The sequence below is a fragment of the Andreesenia angusta genome, from assembly GCF_001855385.1.
Classification (GTDB): domain Bacteria; phylum Bacillota; class Clostridia; order Tissierellales; family Gottschalkiaceae; genus Andreesenia; species Andreesenia angusta.
This window is the reverse complement of the sequence record NZ_MKIE01000002.1, coordinates 274,897-295,450: the sequence shown is the minus strand read 5'-3', so window position 1 is coordinate 295,450 and position 20,554 is coordinate 274,897. Positions and strand designations below refer to the sequence as shown.

At 46.1% G+C, this 20,554-nt stretch carries 23 protein-coding genes; all 23 read left to right on the top strand.

The features are described 5' to 3' along the window. Position 1: 1 nt before the first annotated feature. Entirely contained in the window at positions 2-550 is a 549-nt protein-coding gene (locus EUAN_RS03700) for an NUDIX domain-containing protein (RefSeq protein WP_071061847.1), read from the top strand. Beyond that, the gene (xerA, locus tag EUAN_RS03695; RefSeq protein WP_071061845.1) at positions 540-1,421 is read left to right on the top strand and encodes a site-specific tyrosine recombinase/integron integrase; all 882 of its coding nucleotides are present in this window, start codon (positions 540-542) and stop codon (positions 1,419-1,421) included. Before EUAN_RS03700 ends, xerA begins: the two co-directional genes overlap by 11 nt. 90 nt (positions 1,422-1,511) lie before the next feature. Then, entirely contained in the window at positions 1,512-2,330 is an 819-nt protein-coding gene (locus EUAN_RS03690) for a purine-nucleoside phosphorylase (RefSeq protein ID WP_071061843.1), read from the top strand. Positions 2,331-2,342: 12 nt separating this feature from the next. Next, complete coding sequence (locus EUAN_RS03685; protein WP_071061841.1) at positions 2,343-3,668, top strand: pyrimidine-nucleoside phosphorylase; 1,326 nt, start codon at positions 2,343-2,345, stop codon at positions 3,666-3,668. Between the two features lie 106 nt (positions 3,669-3,774). Next, positions 3,775-4,413 (top strand): site-2 protease family protein, encoded by a 639-nt coding sequence (locus EUAN_RS03680; protein ID WP_084655696.1) that lies wholly within the window; start codon positions 3,775-3,777, stop codon positions 4,411-4,413. Between the two features lie 9 nt (positions 4,414-4,422). After that, positions 4,423-5,166, top strand: coding sequence for a segregation and condensation protein A (locus EUAN_RS03675; protein WP_071061838.1), 744 nt, complete (start codon positions 4,423-4,425; stop codon positions 5,164-5,166). Between the two features lies 1 nt (position 5,167). After that, complete coding sequence (gene scpB / locus EUAN_RS03670; protein ID WP_071061836.1) at positions 5,168-5,716, top strand: SMC-Scp complex subunit ScpB; 549 nt, start codon at positions 5,168-5,170, stop codon at positions 5,714-5,716. 2 nt (positions 5,717-5,718) lie between these two features. After that, positions 5,719-6,423, top strand: coding sequence for a pseudouridine synthase (locus tag EUAN_RS03665; protein ID WP_097678051.1), 705 nt, complete (start codon positions 5,719-5,721; stop codon positions 6,421-6,423). Positions 6,424-6,443: 20 nt separating this feature from the next. Beyond that, the gene (surE, locus tag EUAN_RS03660; RefSeq protein ID WP_071061834.1) at positions 6,444-7,205 is read left to right on the top strand and encodes a 5'/3'-nucleotidase SurE; all 762 of its coding nucleotides are present in this window, start codon (positions 6,444-6,446) and stop codon (positions 7,203-7,205) included. A gap of 9 nt (positions 7,206-7,214) precedes the next feature. Further along, on the top strand, positions 7,215-8,087 hold the full coding sequence (locus EUAN_RS03655; protein ID WP_071061832.1) for a MurR/RpiR family transcriptional regulator: 873 nt from the start codon (positions 7,215-7,217) through the stop codon (positions 8,085-8,087). A gap of 94 nt (positions 8,088-8,181) precedes the next feature. Next, on the top strand, positions 8,182-9,357 hold the full coding sequence (locus EUAN_RS03650) for a polysaccharide deacetylase family protein (RefSeq protein ID WP_071061829.1): 1,176 nt from the start codon (positions 8,182-8,184) through the stop codon (positions 9,355-9,357). Positions 9,358-9,483: 126 nt separating this feature from the next. After that, positions 9,484-9,807 carry a thioredoxin family protein gene (locus EUAN_RS03645; RefSeq protein WP_071061827.1) on the top strand — a complete coding sequence of 108 codons (324 nt, stop codon included), beginning with the start codon at positions 9,484-9,486 and terminating at the stop codon, positions 9,805-9,807. An 11-nt stretch (positions 9,808-9,818) separates the two neighbouring features. After that, positions 9,819-10,427 (top strand): histidine phosphatase family protein, encoded by a 609-nt coding sequence (locus tag EUAN_RS03640; protein ID WP_071061825.1) that lies wholly within the window; start codon positions 9,819-9,821, stop codon positions 10,425-10,427. Between the two features lie 9 nt (positions 10,428-10,436). Then, positions 10,437-11,657: a BaiN/RdsA family NAD(P)/FAD-dependent oxidoreductase gene (locus EUAN_RS03635; protein WP_071061823.1), complete on the top strand. Its 1,221-nt coding sequence runs from the start codon at positions 10,437-10,439 to the stop codon at positions 11,655-11,657. A 17-nt stretch (positions 11,658-11,674) separates the two neighbouring features. Continuing rightward, complete coding sequence (gene cmk, locus EUAN_RS03630) at positions 11,675-12,325, top strand: (d)CMP kinase (RefSeq protein ID WP_071061820.1); 651 nt, start codon at positions 11,675-11,677, stop codon at positions 12,323-12,325. 1 nt (position 12,326) lies between these two features. Next, positions 12,327-12,905: a lysophospholipid acyltransferase family protein gene (locus EUAN_RS03625; protein ID WP_071061818.1), complete on the top strand. Its 579-nt coding sequence runs from the start codon at positions 12,327-12,329 to the stop codon at positions 12,903-12,905. Continuing rightward, complete coding sequence (locus tag EUAN_RS03620) at positions 12,905-14,938, top strand: bifunctional 4-hydroxy-3-methylbut-2-enyl diphosphate reductase/30S ribosomal protein S1 (protein ID WP_245674434.1); 2,034 nt, start codon at positions 12,905-12,907, stop codon at positions 14,936-14,938. The genes EUAN_RS03625 and EUAN_RS03620 overlap by 1 nt, the downstream gene beginning before the upstream one ends. A gap of 16 nt (positions 14,939-14,954) precedes the next feature. Then, positions 14,955-15,728: a CheR family methyltransferase gene (locus EUAN_RS03615; RefSeq protein WP_071061814.1), complete on the top strand. Its 774-nt coding sequence runs from the start codon at positions 14,955-14,957 to the stop codon at positions 15,726-15,728. Positions 15,729-15,923: 195 nt separating this feature from the next. Then, entirely contained in the window at positions 15,924-16,838 is a 915-nt protein-coding gene (locus EUAN_RS03610; RefSeq protein ID WP_425388412.1) for a zinc-binding metallopeptidase family protein, read from the top strand. Continuing rightward, the gene (locus EUAN_RS03605) at positions 16,829-17,815 is read left to right on the top strand and encodes a M42 family metallopeptidase (protein ID WP_071061810.1); all 987 of its coding nucleotides are present in this window, start codon (positions 16,829-16,831) and stop codon (positions 17,813-17,815) included. Before EUAN_RS03610 ends, EUAN_RS03605 begins: the two co-directional genes overlap by 10 nt. Next, the gene (locus EUAN_RS03600; RefSeq protein ID WP_071061808.1) at positions 17,805-18,809 is read left to right on the top strand and encodes a M42 family metallopeptidase; all 1,005 of its coding nucleotides are present in this window, start codon (positions 17,805-17,807) and stop codon (positions 18,807-18,809) included. Before EUAN_RS03605 ends, EUAN_RS03600 begins: the two co-directional genes overlap by 11 nt. Before the next feature lie 21 nt (positions 18,810-18,830). After that, a complete protein-coding gene (gene pdxR, locus EUAN_RS03595; protein WP_071061806.1) occupies positions 18,831-20,267 on the top strand; it encodes a MocR-like pyridoxine biosynthesis transcription factor PdxR in 1,437 nt (478 codons plus the stop codon). An 11-nt stretch (positions 20,268-20,278) separates the two neighbouring features. Then, a complete protein-coding gene (locus EUAN_RS03590) occupies positions 20,279-20,500 on the top strand; it encodes a YdbC family protein (protein ID WP_071061803.1) in 222 nt (73 codons plus the stop codon). Positions 20,501-20,554 lie beyond the last annotated feature (54 nt).

Here is a 20,554-nt window from a genome sequence, read left to right as displayed (position 1 = left end):
GTTGGCAAAATTCGAGGAAAAGACCATAGATTCAAAGGATATATACGACGGAAAAATACTCAAGCTGAGGCTTGACACGGTGGAGCTTCCAGACGGAAGCAGCTCTAAGAGAGAGATAGTGGAGCACAGCGGTGGCGTGGCAGTTGTAGCTGTCACAGACTCGGGCGAACTGCTGATGGTCAGGCAGTACAGAAAGGCCATGGAAAAGGAGCTCCTCGAGCTTCCAGCTGGGAAACTGGAAGCGGGGGAGGACCCTCTAGAGTGTGCGGAAAGAGAGCTAAGGGAGGAGACTGGCTACAAAGCTGGGAGTATAGAGCTGCTCTCTGAATTCTACACTGCGCCTGGATTTTGTAGCGAAAAGGTATACGTGTATATTGCGAAAGAGCTTGAATTTGTAGGTGAAGCGTTGGATGAAGGCGAGTTTCTGGAGGTCGAGAAGTACAGAATAGAAGAGCTAGGGAGCCTCTTATCTGAGCTTCAAGACGCAAAGAGCATAATAGGTGTGATGCACCTTATGAGAGAGAAAGAGGTTTGTAGCTATGGAAACTGAAAAGCTCCTGTATGGCTTTAAGGGTTTTCTTGAAAATGAAAAGATGAGCTCTGAAAGCACAGTCTCTAGCTATATGGCGGACATAAGGCAGTATATGGAGTGGTGCAAAAAGCCCCTAAATGAAGTCAACAAGACAGATATACTTTCATATAAGATGGCCATAGAGAGTCGAGGAGTTTCTGTGGCCACTGTATCTAGAAAAATAGCATCTATAAGATGCTTTTATCAGTTTTTGATGAACTCCGGAGCTGTAGACAAGGACCCGACTATAAATATAAAGTCGCCCAAGCAGGAGCGGAAGACTCCAGAGACGCTAACTATAAGCGAAGTAGAGAGACTGCTATGCGCTCCAGACACAAACAGCATAAAGGGGATCAGGGACAGGGCCATACTCGAGATAATGTACGGAAGTGGACTAAAGGTAAGCGAAATTGTGGAGCTTAAGCTAGATGACATAAATCTGGAGCTGGAGTACGTCAAATGCAGCGAAAGCTCAGACGGAGAGAGATATGTGCCTATAAGCAAAAAAGCGAAAGCTGAGCTTCAGGAGTATCTGAAGTACGGAAGACATGTGCTAGAGAAATCCGACAGCGAAACGCTTTTTCTGAATATGAGAGGCGATAAGCTTACGAGGCAGGGCCTCTGGAAGATGATAAAAGACTATGCCAAGGTTGCAAACATAGACAAGAACATAAATCCGCTGACTATGAGGCATTCCTTTGCTGTCCACATGATTGAAAACGGGGCCGACATAAAGTCGATACAGGACCTATTGGGACATGTGGATATATCCACCACCCAGATATACCAGCTTAAATGCGACCAGAAGCTGAAGGAAGTCTACAGAAAGACCCATCCAAGGTCGAAATAGAGATGGCAAGTTTCACCGCAGATAAAATGGTGAAAGCCTTAAAAGCTGGGTATAAATCCGTATACGAGAGATAAAAGACGGAGGGATAGCATGAATATAATCGAAAAAATAGATCAAACAAGAGAGTTTCTAAGTTCAAAAACAGGAGTATCGCCAGAGATAGGGCTTATACTTGGGTCAGGACTTGGAAGCTTGGCGGATGAGATAGAAGACGCAGTAAAGATAGAGTACAAGGACATACCGCATTTCCCTGTCTCCACTGTGGAAGGCCACGAGGGAGCACTTGTGTTCGGAACGCTTAAGGGAAAAGCCGTGATGGCCATGAAGGGCAGGTTCCACTACTACGAGGGCTATGACCTGGAGTCGGTTACTTTTCCGGTGAGAGTCATGAAGAGCTTGGGAGTGAAGAAGATAGTTGTGACAAATGCCGCAGGGGGAAGCAACATGGACTTCGTGCCTGGGGACTTGATGCTCATAGAGGATCACATCAACTTCTCGCTTAGAAACCCGCTTATAGGCATAAACTACGACGAACTCGGCAACCGTTTTCCAGATATGTCCAGGGCCTATGATAGAGATATGATGCAAATAGCTAAATCAGTTGCAGAGTCTCAGGGGACTGACTTGAAGAGCGGTGTATATGCTTGGGTTACAGGGCCTAGCTACGAAACACCAGCAGAGGTCAGGATGCTACAGACGCTGGGAGTGGACGCAGTTGGAATGTCTACAGTGCCGGAAGTCATAGTTGCAAACCACGGTGGAATCAGGGTGCTTGGGATATCGTGCATAACCAATATGGCCTCCGGGATACTGGACAAGCCTCTAGACCACAGCGAGGTCATAGAGACAAGCGAAATAGCAAGAGAGAAGTTTGTGGCTCTTGTGCTTGGAATACTGGAGAGAATCTAGGGGGAAGAGAATATGAGAATGTACGATATAATTCAGAAAAAGCGTGACAGAAAAGAGCTTTCAGAGGCGGAGATAAGCTATTTCATAGAGGGATATACTTCAGGGGAAATTCCAGACTACCAGGCGTCGGCGCTTCTGATGGCCATATATATAAACAAGATGAGCAGAAAAGAGACAGAGCACCTCACAAAGGCGATGCTTGAGTCAGGAGACACAGTGGACCTCTCGGGGGTAAACGGAAGGAAAGTGGATAAGCACAGCACCGGAGGAGTCGGAGACAAGACGACGCTCATACTGGGGCCTATGGTGGCAGCCTGTGGACTTCCTTTTTCCAAGATGTCTGGACGAGGACTTGGCCATACGGGAGGAACGCTTGACAAGCTGGACTCTATAGAGGGGTTCAGAACTCAGCTTACAGAAGAGGAGTTTCTAGCTATAATAAACAAGACCAAGCTCTGTATCTGCAGTCAAAGCGGCAATATAGCCCCTGCGGACAAGAAGATATATGCGCTTAGAGACGTAACCGCCACTGTAGACAATATATCGCTTATAGCTGCGAGCGTTATGAGCAAGAAGCTTTCGCTTAAGTCGGATGCCATAGTCATAGATGTAAAAGTCGGAAGTGGAGCTTTTATGAAAAACTTAGACGACGCATACGAGCTTTCAAACGAGATGGTCAGGATAGGACAGAGCTTCGACAGAGAGACTGTATGCTATCTTACAGATATGGACCAGCCACTTGGAAACACAGTGGGGAATGCGTTAGAGGTCGCAGAGTCTGTTGAGACGCTGAAGAACAACGGGCCTAAAGATCTGACAGAGCTTTGCCTTGTGCTGGGAGAGGAGCTTCTACTGCTTGGGAATGCCGCAAAGACAAAAGAGGAGGCTAGAGCCAAGCTTTTAGACACGCTTGAGTCGGGCGCTGCATACAGGAAGTTCTTAGAGATGGTGGAGTCTCAAGGAGGAAATATAGAGCAGATAGAGGATATATCCAAGTTGCCAAAGGCCAAGCATGTGCTGGAAGTCAGATCCGACGCATTCGGCCATGTGGAAGCCATAGAGGCTGAGGAAGTCGGAAAGACGGCCCTTATGGTGGGAGCCGGAAGAGAGACAAAAGAGAGCGAAATAGACCTTTCAGCTGGTGTAGTCATCTCGAAAAAGATAGGCGATGCTGTAGCGGCTGGAGATATAATAGGTTACATCCACTGCAACGACGAGGAAGTGGGAAAGGCGGCGTGCGAAAAGCTGAAGTTGGCCTACTCTATTTCAAAGCACTTCGTTCCGAAGAGAAAGCTGATACTTGGAAAAGTAGACAGAGATGGAATAAAGACTTATTGAGAGTCAAATAAATCAAATATAGGAATCGTCAAAGTGGCCAAGTATTGAATACTTGGCCACTTTGACGTATACTTAATATTAGATAAAAATAGATGGAGATGATTAAATGTTTCAAATGAACGGGATCATAAACTGGCTTATAGACACATTGACCATAATGCCGGGGCTCCTGGTGGCCATAAGCTTTCACGAGCTGGCTCATGGATATATGGCTTATATTCTGGGGGACAATACAGCCAAGGCGAGAGGGAGGCTCACACTAGACCCGCTAGCTCATATAGATCCGATAGGATTTCTGATGTTGATATTTGTAGGCTTCGGATGGGCGAAGCCTGTTCCAGTGGACTATAGAAACCTGAAGCGAAGAAAGCGAGATGTCATACTAGTATCTATAGCTGGATCTGCCATGAACTTCGTGCTTGCAGCCGTTTTCGCCTTGATAATGGCTCTGACAGTTAAGTTCGGAGCGAGCACTATGGTTTCAAAAGTGATTTTCTATGCGATGCAGTACAATTTGGTGCTGGGGCTTTTCAATATGATACCGGTTCCGCCGCTAGATGGATCCAAAGTGCTTGCTAGCTTGCTGCCTATGAAGTACGAGATCAAGTTCTACCAGTACGAGAGATATATGTATCTACTGCTGGTGCTACTTCTGCTGACTGGGGGACTGGGAAGGATACTGACACCTGCACTCAACTGGGCGCTGGGGATACTGCTTAGAGTAGCCCAGACGCTGGTATTTTAGGAGGAATAGATGGGATACAGCATAGTACTTGAAAAGTTTGAAGGACCTATGGACCTTCTGTACCACCTTATAGACAAAAACAAGATAGATATATACGACATACCTATATCGGAAGTCACGGAGCAGTATATAGATTATGTGGAGGCTATGGAGGACCTTAACTTAGACGTCACAAGCGAATTTATACTGATGGCCTCCACACTTCTAGAGATAAAGTCGAGGATGCTTCTGCCAAAGCCCAAGAAGGAAGAGGAGGAGGAAGACCCGAGGGAAGAGCTAGTGAGAAAGCTCATAGAGTACAAGAAGTACAAGCTTGCGTCGGGCGAGCTAAAGGAGAGAAACGAAGTATACAGCAAGGTTTACTACAGGCTCAAAGAGGAAGTCATACTGGAGGAGGAGCCGTTTAGCACAGAGGGGCTTAAAGTGGACATGCTGCTAGAGGCCTACAGAAAAGTGGTCCTAAAGTACGAAGAAAAGCAGAAGCGCATGGTGGAAGAAGACGAGGAAGAGAAGGTGTTTACAAGAGTGCAGAGAGACGATTTGACGATAGAGCAGGGAGTGGAGCTTATCTTGCGTTCGCTGCACACAGGAAAAGACACTACGTTTGAAAAGCTCTTTGAAAACGCCGCTCCTGTCAGCAGAAACAAGATAGTCACTGTGTTTATAGCTCTGCTGGAGCTGATAAAGAGAAGTCAGGTAGCATTTAGGCAGGACACGCCTTTTGGCGACGTGATATTGAGTAGGAGAGTTTAATATGGACATAAAAGAGATAAAAGCCGTTATAGAGGGACTTCTCTTTACATGGGGGGAGCCTCTCCACATAAGAGAGATAGAGAAGATACTTGAAACCCCAAGACAAGAGCTTGTAAAGATAATAGAAGAGATGAGAGACGAATTCAACTACAATAGAAGAGGCATCCAGATAGTCAGGACAGAGCAGTCCTATCAGCTGAGCACAAGGCTCGAGCATTTCGAGTATGTAAAGAAGCTGCACAACAGAAAAGAGAACAAGGGCATATCGAACGCTGCGCTTGAGACGCTTACAATAGTTGCATACAAGCAGCCTATAACCAAGACAGAGATAGAGGATATACGTGGCGTAAAATGCGACAAAGCGGTTCAGACACTTGCAGACAGACAGCTCATAGCTGAAGTGGGAAGGCTGGACAAACCAGGAAAGCCGATACTCTACGGAACTACAGACGAGTTTCTAAGGGCTTTCGGACTGGGGTCTATAAAGGAGCTGCCTATACTGGAAAGCGATGAGAATTTGGAAATTCAAGAAGAGGAAGGAACTGATTGATTATGAGGTTGCAAAAGTATATGGCCAGCTGCGGGGTGGCTTCTAGGCGAAAGTCGGAAGAGCTTATAGCAGAGGGCAAGGTCAGAGTGAACGGCAATACAGTTACAGAGCTTGGCTTTAAAGTGGAGGATGGCGACATAGTCGAGTACGACGGAAAGCGCATAGTTCCGGAAGAGGAGAAGGTCTATATAGTGCTGAACAAGCCTTCGGGATATGTGACAACTGCAGACGACCAGTTCGGGAGAAAGACGGTACTAGACCTTGTAGAGGGTGTGGAAGAGAGGATATACCCAGTAGGAAGGCTGGACTACGACACCACGGGGCTTCTCATACTGACAAATGACGGGGAGTTCACCAATAAAATGACACATCCCAGCCATAGGATAAACAAGAAGTATATAGCCAAGGTCAAGGGCATACCGACAGAGCAGGAGATGAAGAGGTTCAGAGATGGACTTAAGATAGAAGACTACACAACTGCAAAGGCTAGGATAAAGCTCCTTAGGCAGTTTTCGGACGAGTCGCTTGTGGAGATAGAGATCAGAGAAGGCAGGAACCGCCAGGTCAGAAAGATGTGCGAGGCCATAAACCATCCTGTAAAGTCGCTCAGGAGGACGCAGGTGGGCAGCTTAAGACTTGGAGACATACAGGAAGGCGAGTGGAGATATATGACTGATTCCGAGCTCGAGAAACTTGCAGAACGCTAGAAAAATTAGGGGGAGTATATATGAATATACTAGTTACGAATGATGATGGAATAGACGCTGTTGGAATCAAGACGCTAGTAGACAGCTTGAAGGCGTTTGGGAATATATATGTAGTGGCCCCGGACAGCGAGAAGAGCGCTGTAGGGCACGGCATAACTATGCATCAGCCACTCAGGGTCAAAAGCATAGAGGGATTTAGCGAAGGTGTAAAGGCCTGGAGCGTGTCCGGAACGCCTTCAGACTGCGTGAAGATAGGTGTCGAGCATCTGCTAGAGGTAAGGCCGGACATGCTGGTTTCAGGCATAAACAACGGCGGGAATTTAGGCACAGACGTGCTGTACTCGGGAACCGTGTCGGCCGCTGTGGAGGGAGCGCTTCACAGGATACCTTCGATGGCCCTTTCGCTTGCGGGAAGCGGCCAGCTAAAATACGACGTGGCATCGCATTACGTCCCAAGGCTTTTTGAAGAGATACTGAACCATGAAGAGCTTAAAAGCAGCTTGCTGAATATAAACATCCCCTCTGTTGAATTAGAAGACGTAAAGGGGATAAAGATAACTGAGCTGGGAGTCCAGAGGTACAAGAACTCCTTTGTAAAGAGGGAAGACCCTATGGGAAGAGACTACTACTGGATGTCAGGAGTTCCAGAGCAGCTTGAAAACAGGGAGGAGAGCGATGTAATAGCTATAGCCAACAAGCATATATCTGTAACTCCCCTGCAGTTCGACCTGACTAACTACGGCCTTCTAGAGAAAAATATAAACTTAGGCTTCCGAAAGTAGGAATACGAGATGACAGAAGAGGAAAAAAAAGATTTAATCAGCAATATAAGAAAAGAGTTTGAAAGCCTCAGCAAGGGGCAGAAACTCATAGCGAGATATATAATAGACAACTACGACAAGGCGGCCTTTATGACGGCGGCCAAGATAGGGGAGGTAGTCGGCGTGAGCGAGTCTACAGTTGTAAGGTTCGCAAATACGCTGGGCTACCCAGGATATCCGAACCTCCAGGATGCACTCCAGGAGCTCATAAAGAACAAGCTGACGACGGTCCAGAGGATAGGCATGGACGACTACTCCAACAAGGGAGTGGCCATAAAGAAAGTCCTGAAAAAAGACATGGACAATATAAGGAACACCATAGACGAGATAGATGTAGAGGTGTTCGAGCAGGCTGTAGCCAGCATACTGAAGGCCAGAAAGGTGTATATAATAGGGCTTAGAAGCTCAAACGCCTTGGCGGAGTACCTAGGCTTCTACCTCAGGGTAATGCTAGACGACGTGCAGGTGGTGAGCCTTGGCATAAGCGACATATTCGAGCAGCTTCTCCGCATAGGGGAAGGCGATATGGTGATAGGGATAAGCTACCCGAGGTACTCGAAACGGACGCTTGAAGCCGTGAGGTACGCCAAGGGACAGGGAGCCAAGATAGTGGCCATAACAGACAGCGACACGGCGCCTATTTCAGCCATGGCCGACTATATACTCTATGCTGTCAGCAATATGCACTCTTTTGTGGACTCGCTTGTAGCGCCTATGAGCCTTATAAACTCGCTTATAGTCGGGATAGGCATGGAGATGAAGACCGAGATAACAGAGTACTTCAAGGAGCTAGAGGGAATATGGGAAGAGTACAACGTATACGACGATATATATAGAGGGTAAGGAGCAAAACCTAACATAGACTTTAGATGATTTCTCGGGTAATGATTCACTTTGTGGGTATATAAATTCATACTGAAATTAGAGGAGGATTATGATGAGAAAATCAATCAGAATGGTTTTGGCTATGTTTTTTATGATGACTCTGTTTATGTCAGGAACCGCGTTCTCAGCGTCGTACCCCGACTTTATAGTGGTTGTAAAGGACAACGACTATGTTAACTTCACAGATGCAAAACCAGAAGTCATAGAGGGGAGGACTTTTGTGCCTGTACGGACTCTTTCAGAGCTTATGGGCATGGAAGTCGAGTGGAACGCAACTGAGAACAAGGTGGTCTTGAGGAAAGACGGCAAATGGTGTGATATATACCTGGGGAGCGACAAGCTGAAGTTCTCAAACGGAGATGAAATCACCGCCAAAGTCTACGTCAAGAACCAGAGGACCATGGCGCAGTTCAGGGCCATAGCGGAGCATTTCGACTACGAGGTGAGCTACATAGCGAACGGGCCTATAGCCAGGTTTGTGTCGAATTCAAATGAAGCTGTAGAGAGTGAGGAAGAGCTTTACAACAGGATAAAAGGTACTATAGACGCCGAGCGCAAGCTATACCTAGAGGAGAAGAAGGCCAAGGAAGAGGAAGCCAGAAAGGCCGAAGAGGCAAAATACCCCACTGTTTACCTTACCTTCGATGACGGGCCCAACGCCAACACGCCCAGGATACTCGACATACTCAAGAAGTACGATATGAAGGCGACTTTCTTTCTGCTAGACGGAAATATGAAGAGATACCCTGAGTACACCAGGAGGATAATATCGGAAGGCCACAGCGTGGGGCTTCACAGCATAAGCCACGACAAGAACAAGCTCTACCTGACAGGGAGCGCATACTCCGTTCTAAACGAGATGAGCGCCCAAAACAACAACCTTAAAAACATATTCGGAGTATCCACAGACCTTGTAAGGGTGCCTTACGGCTCAAAGCCGCTTATGACATCCTCGCAGTTTTGGACTCTCAGATCTGCAGGGTACAGGGTCTGGGACTGGCATATAGACAGCTTGGACTACAAGAGCAGCAGCAGCCAAATCTACAGAAACGTGGTTCCAAACATAGCCCCTAAGGTTTGGCAGGGCATAGCGCCTGTCGTGCTCTTCCACGACAAAAGCCAGACTGCAGACGCGCTGCCGGGAATACTGGACTACTTGAAAAAGAGCGGCTACAAGTCGAGGGCCATAGGGCCAAGCGCATGGAACTACAATTGGTGGGAGAGATAGGAAGCCTCAGGGCTTCTTTTTTTTACGATAAAATATCAAAACAAATCTTATCATAATTGATATAATAAAAGACAAAAAAACTATAAAAAACTATGGTATAATTGTACTGAAAGAGAGGGGATCAATTTGAGAGAGATAGTTTCAAAAGTTGAACTCGACGAGTTTTTAAAAAGCGAATCAAACAGAGTCATATATATAGGGGCAGAGTCCTGTTCTGTATGTGTGGACCTCTATCCCAAGATAGAGAAAGTTATGGCTAAGTACGACAAGTTGGAGTTTTTCAAGGTAGAGTATTCGGCATTCCCAGAGCTCAGGGGCCTGCTTTCAGTCTACACTGTCCCAGCCATAATAGGCTATATAGACGGGAAGGAATTTTTAAGGGAAGCTAGGTTTATATCTGTAGAGGATATAGTTCAGAAATTAGATAGATACAGCGAATTTTTAGAATGAGGAGAGATAAGATGAGAAGACTTTACTTGCTTAGACATGGAGAATCAGACTGGAACTTGACGGGGAAGGTGCAGGGAAGCAAAGACTCAGAGCTTACAGAAAAAGGCGTTGAGCAGGCAAGACTAGCCGGAGCCAGACTTAAAGGCGAGAGAATAGGAAGCATATATGCAAGCCCACTCAAGAGGGCTAAGCTTACAGCAGAAGTAGTGGGAGCAGAGCTAGGAGTTAGTCCGAAAGTGGACGAAGACTTCAAAGAGATGTGCTTTGGTCATTGGGAAGGTAGGCTGCTTTCGGAAGTGGCAGAGCAAAACGGAGAAGAGTATATGCTCTGGAAAAAAAGACCTCATGAGTTCAAGGTAGAGGGCTCCGAGGTGCTTTCAGAGGTTCAGGACAGGATGCTTAAAGCTATAGACAGGATAAAGCAGTGCGACAGCTCTGAAAACGTGCTTCTTGTGTCACATGGAACGGCCATAAAGGCCATGATACTCGGGCTTCTAGGCATAGACCTTTCAAAGTACGGAAACTTCAGCATAAGCAACACAGGCATAACCATGATAGAGTTTGGAGACTACAATACAGTGATGAGATATTTTAACGACACAGCTCATCTTTCAAGATAGGAGAATTTTATGGGCAGAAGAGTTGCAGTGATAGGAGGGGGCCCTGCAGGTATAATAGCCGCAGGAAACAGCGCCGCTTCCGGAAACAGCGTGGTGCTGTTTGAGAAAAACGAAAAATTGGGCAAGAAGCTGTTTATAACTGGAAAAGGCAGATGCAATATAACGAATGCAGCCCCTATAGAGGAGCTTATAGAGAACATAGCTGTGAACAAGAGCTTTATGTACAGCGGATTCTACTCCTTCACCAACGACGACATAGTGAATTTAATAGAGTCCTATGGCGTGGCCACCAAGGTGGAGCGAGGAAACAGGGTTTTTCCCGAGAGCGACAAGTCAAGTGACGTGATAAAGGCGCTTAAGAAATTCCTGGATTCAAAGGGAGTGGAAGTGCGCCTGGAAAGTCCTGTATCTAGCTTGGAAAAATGCGGAGAGAGATTTGCGCTTGTCTCGAACGGAATTGAAGAGGAGTTCGACTCTGTAGTGATTGCGACAGGCGGAAAATCCTACAGCTCTACAGGCTCTACAGGTGACGGCTACAGGTTTGCAAAATCTCTAGGACATACGGTGGTGGCGATAAAGCCTGCGCTTGTGCCGTGCGAAGTTTCGGAAAACTGGATAGGAGAGCTTCAAGGACTTTCCCTTAAAAATGTGAGCCTGAAAGCCTATGCCGGAAAGCAGAAGATATACGAGGACTTCGGGGAGATGATATTCACCCACTACGGCGTATCGGGGCCTATGGTGCTCAGCATGAGTAACTATATAAACCGCCATATAGACAAGCACATAGAGATATCAATAGACCTGAAGCCAGCGCTTGACCACAAGCAGCTTGAGAGCAGGATAATAAAGGACTTCGAGAAATACTCCAAAAAGCAGTTCAAGAACTCGCTAGGGGATCTGTTCCCGAGCAAGCTCATACCTGTTGTGGTGAAACTGTCTAATATAGACGGCGAGAAGTTTGTAAATCAGATAAGCAAAGAAGAACGCAAGGCGCTTGTCGAGCTTATAAAGGACTTCAGGCTTAAGTTCAAGAAGTTCAGGCCTATAGACGAGGCCATAGTCACATCGGGAGGCATCTCTACAGACGAGATAGACCCTTCCACTATGGAGTCCAAGCTTGTGCCGGGACTTTTCTTTGCAGGAGAGACCATAGACGTGGACGCCTTGACAGGAGGATACAATCTCCAGGTAGCCTATTCCACAGGGTACTTGGCGGGAATAAATTCATAAAGGAGACAGAGCAATATATGGAGAAATATTCTATAGCTATAGATGGACCAGCCGGTGCCGGGAAGAGCACCATATCCAAGATAGTAGCCCAGAAGCTAGGACTTGAGTATATAGACACAGGGGCCATGTACAGGGCTGTTACGCTTAAAGCCTTAAGCACAGGCACAGATATATCAGACAGCCAGAGTGTGGTGGAGCTTTTAAAGGACACGGACATAGACTTCAGGGAGAACCATATCTACATGGACGAAAGAGTCGTAGACGAGGAGATAAGAAGCTCTGAAGTAAATCAAAACGTTTCATCTGTGGCCAAGATAGGAGAGATAAGGGAGATACTGGTTTCCAAGCAGAGGGAGATAGCCAATAGCAAGTCTGTGATAATGGACGGGCGAGACATAGGTACCACTGTGCTTTCTGATGCCGAGTACAAATTTTACTTGAATGCATCTGTAGAGGAGCGAGCTAGGAGAAGGTACGAAGAGGACAAGAGCTCCCAGAGCTACGAAGAGATAAAAAGAGATATAGAGAAGAGAGACGAGATAGATATGAACAGGGAAATATCGCCTCTTGTAAAGGCTGAAGATGCAGTTGAAGTGGACACAACCGACATGGACATAGAAGAAGTGGTGGATTTCATAGTAGGCAGAGTGAGAGGCGGGAAAAAATAGCATGGGCTTTTACAATATAGCGAGGCTTGCCACCAAGGCGTATATGAACATAATGTTCAAGGTGACAGTGATTGGCAAGGAAAATGTGCCGCTAGAGGGCAACTATATAATATGCTCAAACCACAAGACCCAGCTAGACCCTGTGGCGCTTGGGCTTGTGACCAAGAGGCAGCTCTTCTTTATGGCCAAGAAAGAGCTCTTTGAAAAGAACATATTCCTTGGAAAACTGCTGCAGCTGCTCGGGGCTTTTCCTGTAGCGAGAGAGTCCGCTGATGTAAGCGCCATAAAGAACGCAATAAGGTTTCTGAAAAAAGGCGAGCTCTTCGCCATGTTCCCCGAGGGGACCAGGACAGAAAAAATGGATTTAAGCAAGGCTAAAGCGGGAATAAGTATGATAAGCATCAAGTCTAAGTCCCCTATAATACCTGTGCACATAGAATCCGAGTACGAGTTCAGAAAGCCGCTCAAGATAACTGTGGGAAAGCCGTTTAGCTTCGAGCAGTACTACGGCAAAAAACTGGAGACAGAAGACTATGTGGAGCTCAGTCGGGAAATACTTGTGAAAATATACAGCCTCTGATGGCTGGACAAATGGATGGTGATAGCTTGAAAGTTGAAATAGCCAAGAACTCGGGGTTCTGCTTTGGAGTGAAAAAGGCGATAGATACCACTATGAGCGTGATAGAGGAGAAGTCGGTAGTCTCGTCTTTGGGCCCTCTTATACACAATCAGCAGGTGGTAGATGTGCTTGACAAGAAGGGCCTTAGCGTAGTGCAAGAGCCTGAAGAAGCCAAGGGCAGCCTTGTGATAAGGTCTCACGGAGTTCCCCTTGAGATATACGAGCGAGCTAGGAAGAGCGACATAGATGTCGTAGACTGCACGTGCCCGTTTGTGAGAAAAGTTCAAAAAAAGGCCGAAAGCTGTTTTAAAGCCGGAAAAAAGGTTATAATAATAGGAGATGCATCGCATCCTGAGGTCAAAGGCATAAACGGATGGTGTGGAGGCGAGGCGTATATAATTGGAAGCCTGGAAGACGTCTCAAAACTACCGGAGCTAGACGAGGTATGCATAGTCGCCCAGACCACGATGCGAAATGAGTTGTTTGAACAGCTCTCTGAGGCCATAGCTAAAAAGTCCAAGGCGGCCGAGATCTACAATACGATCTGCAGCGCCACCAGAGAGAGGCAGGATTCCTGCGTAGACCTAGCCAAGAGAGCCGATGCCATGATAGTGATAGGCGGAAAAAACAGTTCAAACACCAGAAAGCTGGTTGAAATAAGTGAAAAATACTGTGAAAACGTGTTTTTTATAGAGACAGCTGATGAAATAGACACAGAAAAATTTGAAAAATATGATCTAGTTGGAATAACTGCAGGAGCATCTACTCCAGACTGGATTATAGAGGAGGTTTTTAATAAGATGAACAATATAAATGACAAGAGTGAAATGGAAAGAGCCCTAGAGGAGAGCTTTGTAAGCATCAGAAGAGGGGACATAATAGAGGGAGAAGTAATAATGGTGACTTCAAGCGAAGTCATAGTCAATATAGGTTATATGGCTGACGGAATAATATCTAAAGAAGAGTACTCTAATGACTTAGATGTGGACCTTAAAGCAGAGGTAAAAGAAGGCGATAAGATAACAGTCATGGTTGTAAATACAAATGACGGAGACGGAAACGTAGTGCTGTCCAAGAAGAGAGCAGCTATGAAGAGCAGCTGGAAAGATGTAGAAGCACTTTATGAAAATAAGAATATAATCTCTGTAAAAGTGACAGAAGTTAAGGACAACGGGCTTGTAGTTGACGTGCTTGGAATAAGAGGGTTCATACCGCTTTCACAGGTTTCTGTCAAGTTCGTAAAAGACCTTAGCGAGTACAGGGATGCAGAGCTTAACGCCAGAATAATAGACCTAGACTCAAGAAAGAACAGGCTTGTGCTTTCAAGCAAGCAGGTAGAGGAAGAGAATGTAAAGGCCAAGAGAGACGATGTATGGAGCACTATAAACGAAGGACAAGTGGTTACAGGAGTGGTTGACAAGGTCATGGGCTATGGAGCTTTTATAGATCTTGGAGAAGGCGTTACAGGTCTTCTGCATGTATCGGACATGGCCTGGACAAGAGTGAACGACCCTAAGGCTGTAGTTTCGGAAGGCGAGTCTGTAAAGGTTGTAATACAGTCTGTAGACAGGGATGCCAACAGAATATCGCTTGGAATGAAGCAGCTTAAGCCGCAACCATGGGACCAAGTATCAGATGCAGTCAAAGTTGGAGATATAATAGAGGGTAGCGTCAAGAAACTGATGCCTTTCGGAGCTTTTGTAGAGGTGATAGAAGGTGTGGAAGGACTGGTTCATATCTCGCAGATAGCCTACGAGAACATAGCCAAGCCTTCAGACGTATTGAGCGTAGACCAAGTTGTAAAGGTGAAAGTGCTGAGCATGGACCTTGAAAACAGAAGGATAGAGCTAAGCATAAAAGAGGTTGAAGGAAAGAAGCCTGAGACAAAAGAGAAGTCTTCACAGCCTAGAGAAGAAAAAATCGACCTTTCGCAGTACAACGAGGATACAGAGTTCACTATAGGAGACCTTGTGGATCTAGAAAAACTAAAGTAGGGCAGGGGAAGCAGACATGGGTGATTATGAAAAGTTTAAAAAAGATGTACTTTCCCTTATAGGGCTGGACCTCTCTTGCTACAAGGAAAAGCAGATGAAGAGGAGAATCGAGTCGCTTATAAGCAGAAATAGATACAAGAGCTTCGACGACTATTTCGCCGCTATAAAGAAAGACAAGGAGCTGTTTAACGAGTTTATAAATTACCTCACTATAAACGTATCCGAGTTTTACAGAAATCCTATACAGTGGAATACGCTTGAAAAGGATATAATTCCAGAGCTTATGAAGAAATCTAGAAAGCTGACAGTTTGGAGCAGTGCTTCCTCTACAGGAGAGGAGCCATATTCTCTTGTCATGCTTTTAAGCAAGTTCTACAACTTGAAAGACATAAAAGTAATGGCTACAGATATAGACATGGGGGCCATCGAAAAGGCCAAGATGGGTGTTTACTCTGAGAAGAGCCTTAAGAGCCTTCCAAAGGAATTTCAGAGCAATTACTTTGAGAAGATTGGAAACTCCTACAAGGTAAAGGACGAGGTAAAGCGATGCGTGGACTTCAAGCAGATGAATTTGCTTAAAGACAGGTATCCTAGCAATTGCGACCTTATACTCTGCAGGAATGTGCTTATATACTTTACAGAAGAAGCTAAAGACAATATATACAAGAACTTCAACAACGCTCTTGTGAAGAACGGAGTGCTCTTTGTTGGAAGTACAGAGCAGATAATAATGCCTGAAAGGTATAATTTTAAATCTTCAAAGATGTTCTTCTACGAGAAGACAAACTAGAAAAAAGCCCATCTTTTCAGATGGGCTTTTATTAAGCTGAATTGGAGAGGTGAACAGGAATTGAATTTAAAAGAAAAGATAGAAAAGCTGAGTAATTCAGCTGGAGTTTCGGGATATGAATCGGATATAGCCGGGATTACAGAGGGCTACTTCAAGGAGTTTTGCGAAGAGACTTATATAGACAAGCTGGGAAGTGTGGTCGGAGTAAAGCGAGGAAACGGTTCAGGCAAGAAGGTAATGCTGATGGCCCATATAGATGAGATAGGCTTTATGGTCAGCAACGCCGACAAGAACGGACTACTACAGTTTAGCACCATAGGGGGATTCGACCCAAGGACGCTGCTCTATCAGGACGTAGTGCTGCATGGAGAGAGAAAGTTAAACGGTGTAATAGTTCCGGAGAAGTTCAGCTTAGAAGAGCAGGACAGGTCTAAAGCTATACCTATAGAAGACCTTAGAATAGACATAGGGACCAAGAGCAAAGAAGAGGCACTTTCCATGGTGGAAATAGGAACTACCGCCACTGTGGACAGGGAGCTTCTAACGCTTGAGGGAAACCATATAAGCGGAAAGGCCATGGACGACAGGGCTTGCGTTGGAGTGCTCCTAGAGTGTGGCTCGGAGCTTTTGAAGTACAACCATCAGCTAGACGTCTACTTTGTAGGGTCTGTGCAGGAGGAGGTTGGAACAAGAGGGGCAGTTACAAGCGCATATGAAATAGATCCTGAGATAGGAATAGCTGTAGACGTGACCTTCGGGCATACTTCTGATCTTTCGGACGAGGAGACAATAGAGATGGGAAAAGGCTCCGGGATAACTATAGGCGGGAATATGCACAGAGGGCTAAGAGAGAAGATGATAGAGATTGCGAAAAAGCACAATATCCCATACCAGATAGAGGTGAGCCCAGGCCAGACAGGGACGGATGCAAGGTCTATACAGATAACAAAAGCCGGCATACCTACACTGCTATTGGCTGTCCCGCTTAGATATATGCATACATCTATAGAGGTTGTGAATATGAACGACGTGGAGAGTTCGGGCAGGCTTCTTGCGAGGTTTATAGCAGAAATATGCGAAAGCGAACTGGAGGAATTGACATGTTGTTAAAGAGACTTTCGGAGACCCATGGAGTTTCCGGCCAAGAGAAGAAGGTAAGAGACCAGATAAAAGCCGAGCTTGAAGGCTTTGTAGACGAGATGTACACTGACAGCATAGGAAATCTGATAGTCAGAAAGAAGGGCGTTTCAGACATATCACAGATAGCCGTTGTCGCTCCTATGGACGAGGTTGGACTTATGGTGACCAAGATAACGTCGGACGGGCTGATCAAGTTCACGCCGGCTGGGAATTTCGACACAAGGATGCTGGTGTCAAAGGCGGCCTCAATTGGAGAAAAAGCTGTAAAGGGAGTAATTGGGGCTAAGCCTATACACCTACAAGACAGCAGCGAAAGAAAGACAGCTTTGAAGGTGAGCCAGCTCTATATAGACATCGGAGCTTCAAAAAAGGAAGAAGCTGAAAAGCATGTGTGCATAGGAGACTATGTGGCCATAGATAGCGCGTTTAGAGAGTATGGGAAAAGCCTCGTAAAGGGGAAGGCGCTGGAGGGAAGAGCGGCCTGTAGTTTGCTTGTAGAGCTTTTAAAGCAAAAGACGGAATACTCGTTTTATGGAGTGTTCACTGTTATGAGAGAAGTCGGGATATTCGGAGGAGGTCCGGCAGTCTACAAGCTAGATCCTGAATACACCATAATCCTGGACGGATCGGACTCGGAGCTTGGAAAAGGTCCTGTTGTGAGCATAAAGGAGCTCAGGACTATGTTCGACTTAAGCTTCTCAAGGCGCATACTGGAGCTTGCAAAAGCGGAGTCCATACCTGTACAGATATCTGGAATGGACCATATCTTCTCCGACGGAGCTAGAGTCCAGACAGCTAGAGGCGGAAACAAGGCGATGAAGATAGGCATTCCATGCAAGTACATGAAGACACCTGTGAGCTTTATGGACATGGAGGACTACAGAAACACAGCAAAACTTTTGGAAAAGACTATAGCCATGATAGGAGGTAAAGATATTGAGCTTTAATACTGAACTTATGAAAAGACTGGTGAATGCATACTCTCCGTCAGGGGACGAATCGGAGATAGCAGGCATCATAGAAGAAGAGCTGAAAGACCATGTAGACGAGATCAGCAGAGACAGCATGGGGAACTTGATATGCAGAAAAGTTGGAGGCGGAAAGCGCATAATGGTTGCCGCCCATATGGACCAGATAGGCGTAATGGTTACAAAGATAGAGGATGAAGGTTTCCTGAGGTTCACCAATATAGGCGGGATAGACCCTGTGTTGTCTCTTAACCAAAGGGTCGTCTTCAAGAACGGCACTGTGGGTGTTATAGACAAGAACGGGAAGGCAAAGACAGACAAGCTGAAGCTAGAGGATCTGTTTATAGATATAGGGGCAGATGGAAAAGAGGAAGCTGAGAAAGCAGTCGAGATAGGCGATTCCGCTGTATATGTATCCGACTATCACGAAGATGAGAAGAGGATAATCTCGGGCGCTCTAGACAACAGGATAGGATGCTATATGGGCATAGAGGCTCTAAAGAGGCTGAAAGAAAGCGAAAACGACATATATATGGTTTTCACAGTACAAGAGGAGCTCGGGCTTAGAGGAGCTACAACAGCTGCATATGCCATAGAGCCGGAGTTCGGGCTGGCGCTTGACATCACTGGAAGCGGAGATACCCCGGAAGATGGCAGACTGGCCGTAGGACTTGGAAAGGGAGCGGCGATAAAGCTCAAGGATAGAGGGATAGTTGTAGACCCTAGAGTTAAAAACTACATGGTGGATATGGCCAAGGTGAACGACATAGACTATCAGCTTGAGATACTTGAGTTCGGGGCCACCGACTCGGGGGCGATCCATCTTTCCAAGAGCGGAGTTCCAACAGGCGTAATCTCTGTTCCAACTAGATTTGTACACTCCCCTACAGAGACGATCTACAAGTCAGACGTGGAGCACTGTATAGACCTGCTTGTGAAGATACTTGGAGACAGTTTGGAGTTTTTAGGCTAGAGTTTCGAAAGGGGCGAGAAAATGGGCAAATTAGACAAGATAGCTCTAGACAAGGATTCTGGAGAGTTTCTATACCACCAGCTTTACAACGAAATAAAAGAGCTTATACTGAATGGGGAGCTTCCCCCGGATACGAAGCTACCTACCATAAGGAAGCTGGCCGAAAAGCTGGAGGTGAATAATGTGACTGTGGTCACGGCCTACAACCAGCTAGAGGCTGACGGCTTTATATACAAGAAGGTGGGAAGCGGCTCTTTTGTAAAGAAGCTGGATAAAGTCGAGAAGTCAGAGGAAGAGCTTGAGCCGAGCGGAATCGCAAACTTTGGAAGCACAGCCCCTACTCCTAATCTGTTTCCTGTAGAGGAGATAAAAGCTGCAATAGACGAGGTGCTAGACAGAGACAAGGCCAATGCCTTTATATACCAGGAAAGCAAGGGCTATACACCTCTTAGAAAGTCTCTTGTATCTTATCTGGAGAAGCTGGGCATAGGCACAGGTATAGACAATATACAGATAATCTCTGGAGCGCAGCAGGGCATAGATATAATTTCAAAGGCCATGGTGGACTACGGAGATATAGTCTTTACAGAGTCGCCTACCTATACTGGTGCTATAGGCGTTTTCAACTCGAGGGGAGCTAGGGCCATAGGCATACCGATAGAGAGCGATGGAATAGACGTGGTAGAGCTTGAGAACAAGCTGAAGAGCTTCAGGCCCAAGTTTATATATATAATGCCTAACTTTCAGAACCCTACAGGCTATTCTTACTCTGAGAAGAAGAAGGAAAAGCTCCTAGAGCTCGCTTCGGAATATGGCTTCTATATAATAGAGGACGACTACCTGAGCGACCTTCACTTCAACAACCGCCAGAACAGGACGCTGAAGTCTATGGACAAGGCGGACAGAGTGATATATATAAAGAGCTTTTCCAAGCTATTTATGCCTGGGCTCAGGATAGCTTTTATGGTAGTTCCGTCTGAGCTGTACTCTGGCATACTTTCGGCCAAGCATATCTCGGACATATCTACACCAGGGCTTATACAGCGGGCATTTGACGCATATATGAGAAATGGGAACTGGGATGAAAATATAAAGCGGATAAACAAGGTATACGATCTAAGGTACAGGATAATGGTAAAGGCGGTAGAGGAGCTTATGCCGGAGGAGATAGAATATATTCTTCCAGAAGGAGGGCTCAATTTCTGGTTCAAGCTTCCGTCTGGACAGTCTTCAAACGAGCTTTATGACTATCTCTTGGAGAGAAATATATCTATAGCTCCGGCCATGGTATTTGACTTGAACGGAGAAGACAGCGAGTGCTTCAGGCTCAGTGTGACATCTATAGACTCAGAGGACATAAGGCCTTTTATGGAGAGGCTTACTGAAGGGATGAAAGAGTTTTTCAAGGCGGGAAGCAAATCTAAGCTGACAGCCGAGCAGTACAATAGATTCTTGTAGGAGGTGAAGAGATGGCTGATATAAAGTACGAAATATGCGAAGAGCTGGGCTCGATTTCAGAGAACAGCAAGGGATGGAGCAGAGAGCTGAACTTGGTTAGCTGGAATGACAGGCCGGCCAAATACGACTTAAGGGACTGGGCTCCAGGCCACGAGAAGATGGGGAAGGGACTTACCCTTACAGCTGAAGAGGCGAAAGCGCTCAGAGACATACTGAACAAACTGGATATATAGAAGAGAAGCCGAAAGGCTTCTTTTATTTTGTATAACGTTCAACACACAATACTC

Bases quoted from the DNA above. Each gene is read 5' to 3' on its own strand.
- EUAN_RS03655 (WP_071061832.1), top strand. From the start codon at position 7,215: ATGACAGAAGAGGAAAAAAAAGATTTAATCAGCAATATAAGAAAAGAG.
- EUAN_RS03665 (WP_097678051.1), top strand. From the start codon at position 5,719: ATGAGGTTGCAAAAGTATATGGCCAGCTGCGGGGTGGCTTCTAGGCGA.
- surE (WP_071061834.1), top strand. From the start codon at position 6,444: ATGAATATACTAGTTACGAATGATGATGGAATAGACGCTGTTGGAATC.
- pdxR (WP_071061806.1), top strand. From the start codon at position 18,831: ATGGGCAAATTAGACAAGATAGCTCTAGACAAGGATTCTGGAGAGTTT.
- xerA (WP_071061845.1), top strand. From the start codon at position 540: ATGGAAACTGAAAAGCTCCTGTATGGCTTTAAGGGTTTTCTTGAAAAT.
- cmk (WP_071061820.1), top strand. From the start codon at position 11,675: ATGGAGAAATATTCTATAGCTATAGATGGACCAGCCGGTGCCGGGAAG.
- EUAN_RS03605 (WP_071061810.1), top strand. From the start codon at position 16,829: ATGTTGTTAAAGAGACTTTCGGAGACCCATGGAGTTTCCGGCCAAGAG.
- EUAN_RS03690 (WP_071061843.1), top strand. From the start codon at position 1,512: ATGAATATAATCGAAAAAATAGATCAAACAAGAGAGTTTCTAAGTTCA.
- EUAN_RS03620 (WP_245674434.1), top strand. From the start codon at position 12,905: ATGGCTGGACAAATGGATGGTGATAGCTTGAAAGTTGAAATAGCCAAG.
- EUAN_RS03615 (WP_071061814.1), top strand. From the start codon at position 14,955: ATGGGTGATTATGAAAAGTTTAAAAAAGATGTACTTTCCCTTATAGGG.
- EUAN_RS03640 (WP_071061825.1), top strand. From the start codon at position 9,819: ATGAGAAGACTTTACTTGCTTAGACATGGAGAATCAGACTGGAACTTG.
- scpB (WP_071061836.1), top strand. From the start codon at position 5,168: ATGGACATAAAAGAGATAAAAGCCGTTATAGAGGGACTTCTCTTTACA.
- EUAN_RS03625 (WP_071061818.1), top strand. From the start codon at position 12,327: ATGGGCTTTTACAATATAGCGAGGCTTGCCACCAAGGCGTATATGAAC.
- EUAN_RS03675 (WP_071061838.1), top strand. From the start codon at position 4,423: ATGGGATACAGCATAGTACTTGAAAAGTTTGAAGGACCTATGGACCTT.
- EUAN_RS03650 (WP_071061829.1), top strand. From the start codon at position 8,182: ATGAGAAAATCAATCAGAATGGTTTTGGCTATGTTTTTTATGATGACT.
- EUAN_RS03635 (WP_071061823.1), top strand. From the start codon at position 10,437: ATGGGCAGAAGAGTTGCAGTGATAGGAGGGGGCCCTGCAGGTATAATA.
- EUAN_RS03685 (WP_071061841.1), top strand. From the start codon at position 2,343: ATGAGAATGTACGATATAATTCAGAAAAAGCGTGACAGAAAAGAGCTT.
- EUAN_RS03680 (WP_084655696.1), top strand. From the start codon at position 3,775: ATGTTTCAAATGAACGGGATCATAAACTGGCTTATAGACACATTGACC.
- EUAN_RS03590 (WP_071061803.1), top strand. From the start codon at position 20,279: ATGGCTGATATAAAGTACGAAATATGCGAAGAGCTGGGCTCGATTTCA.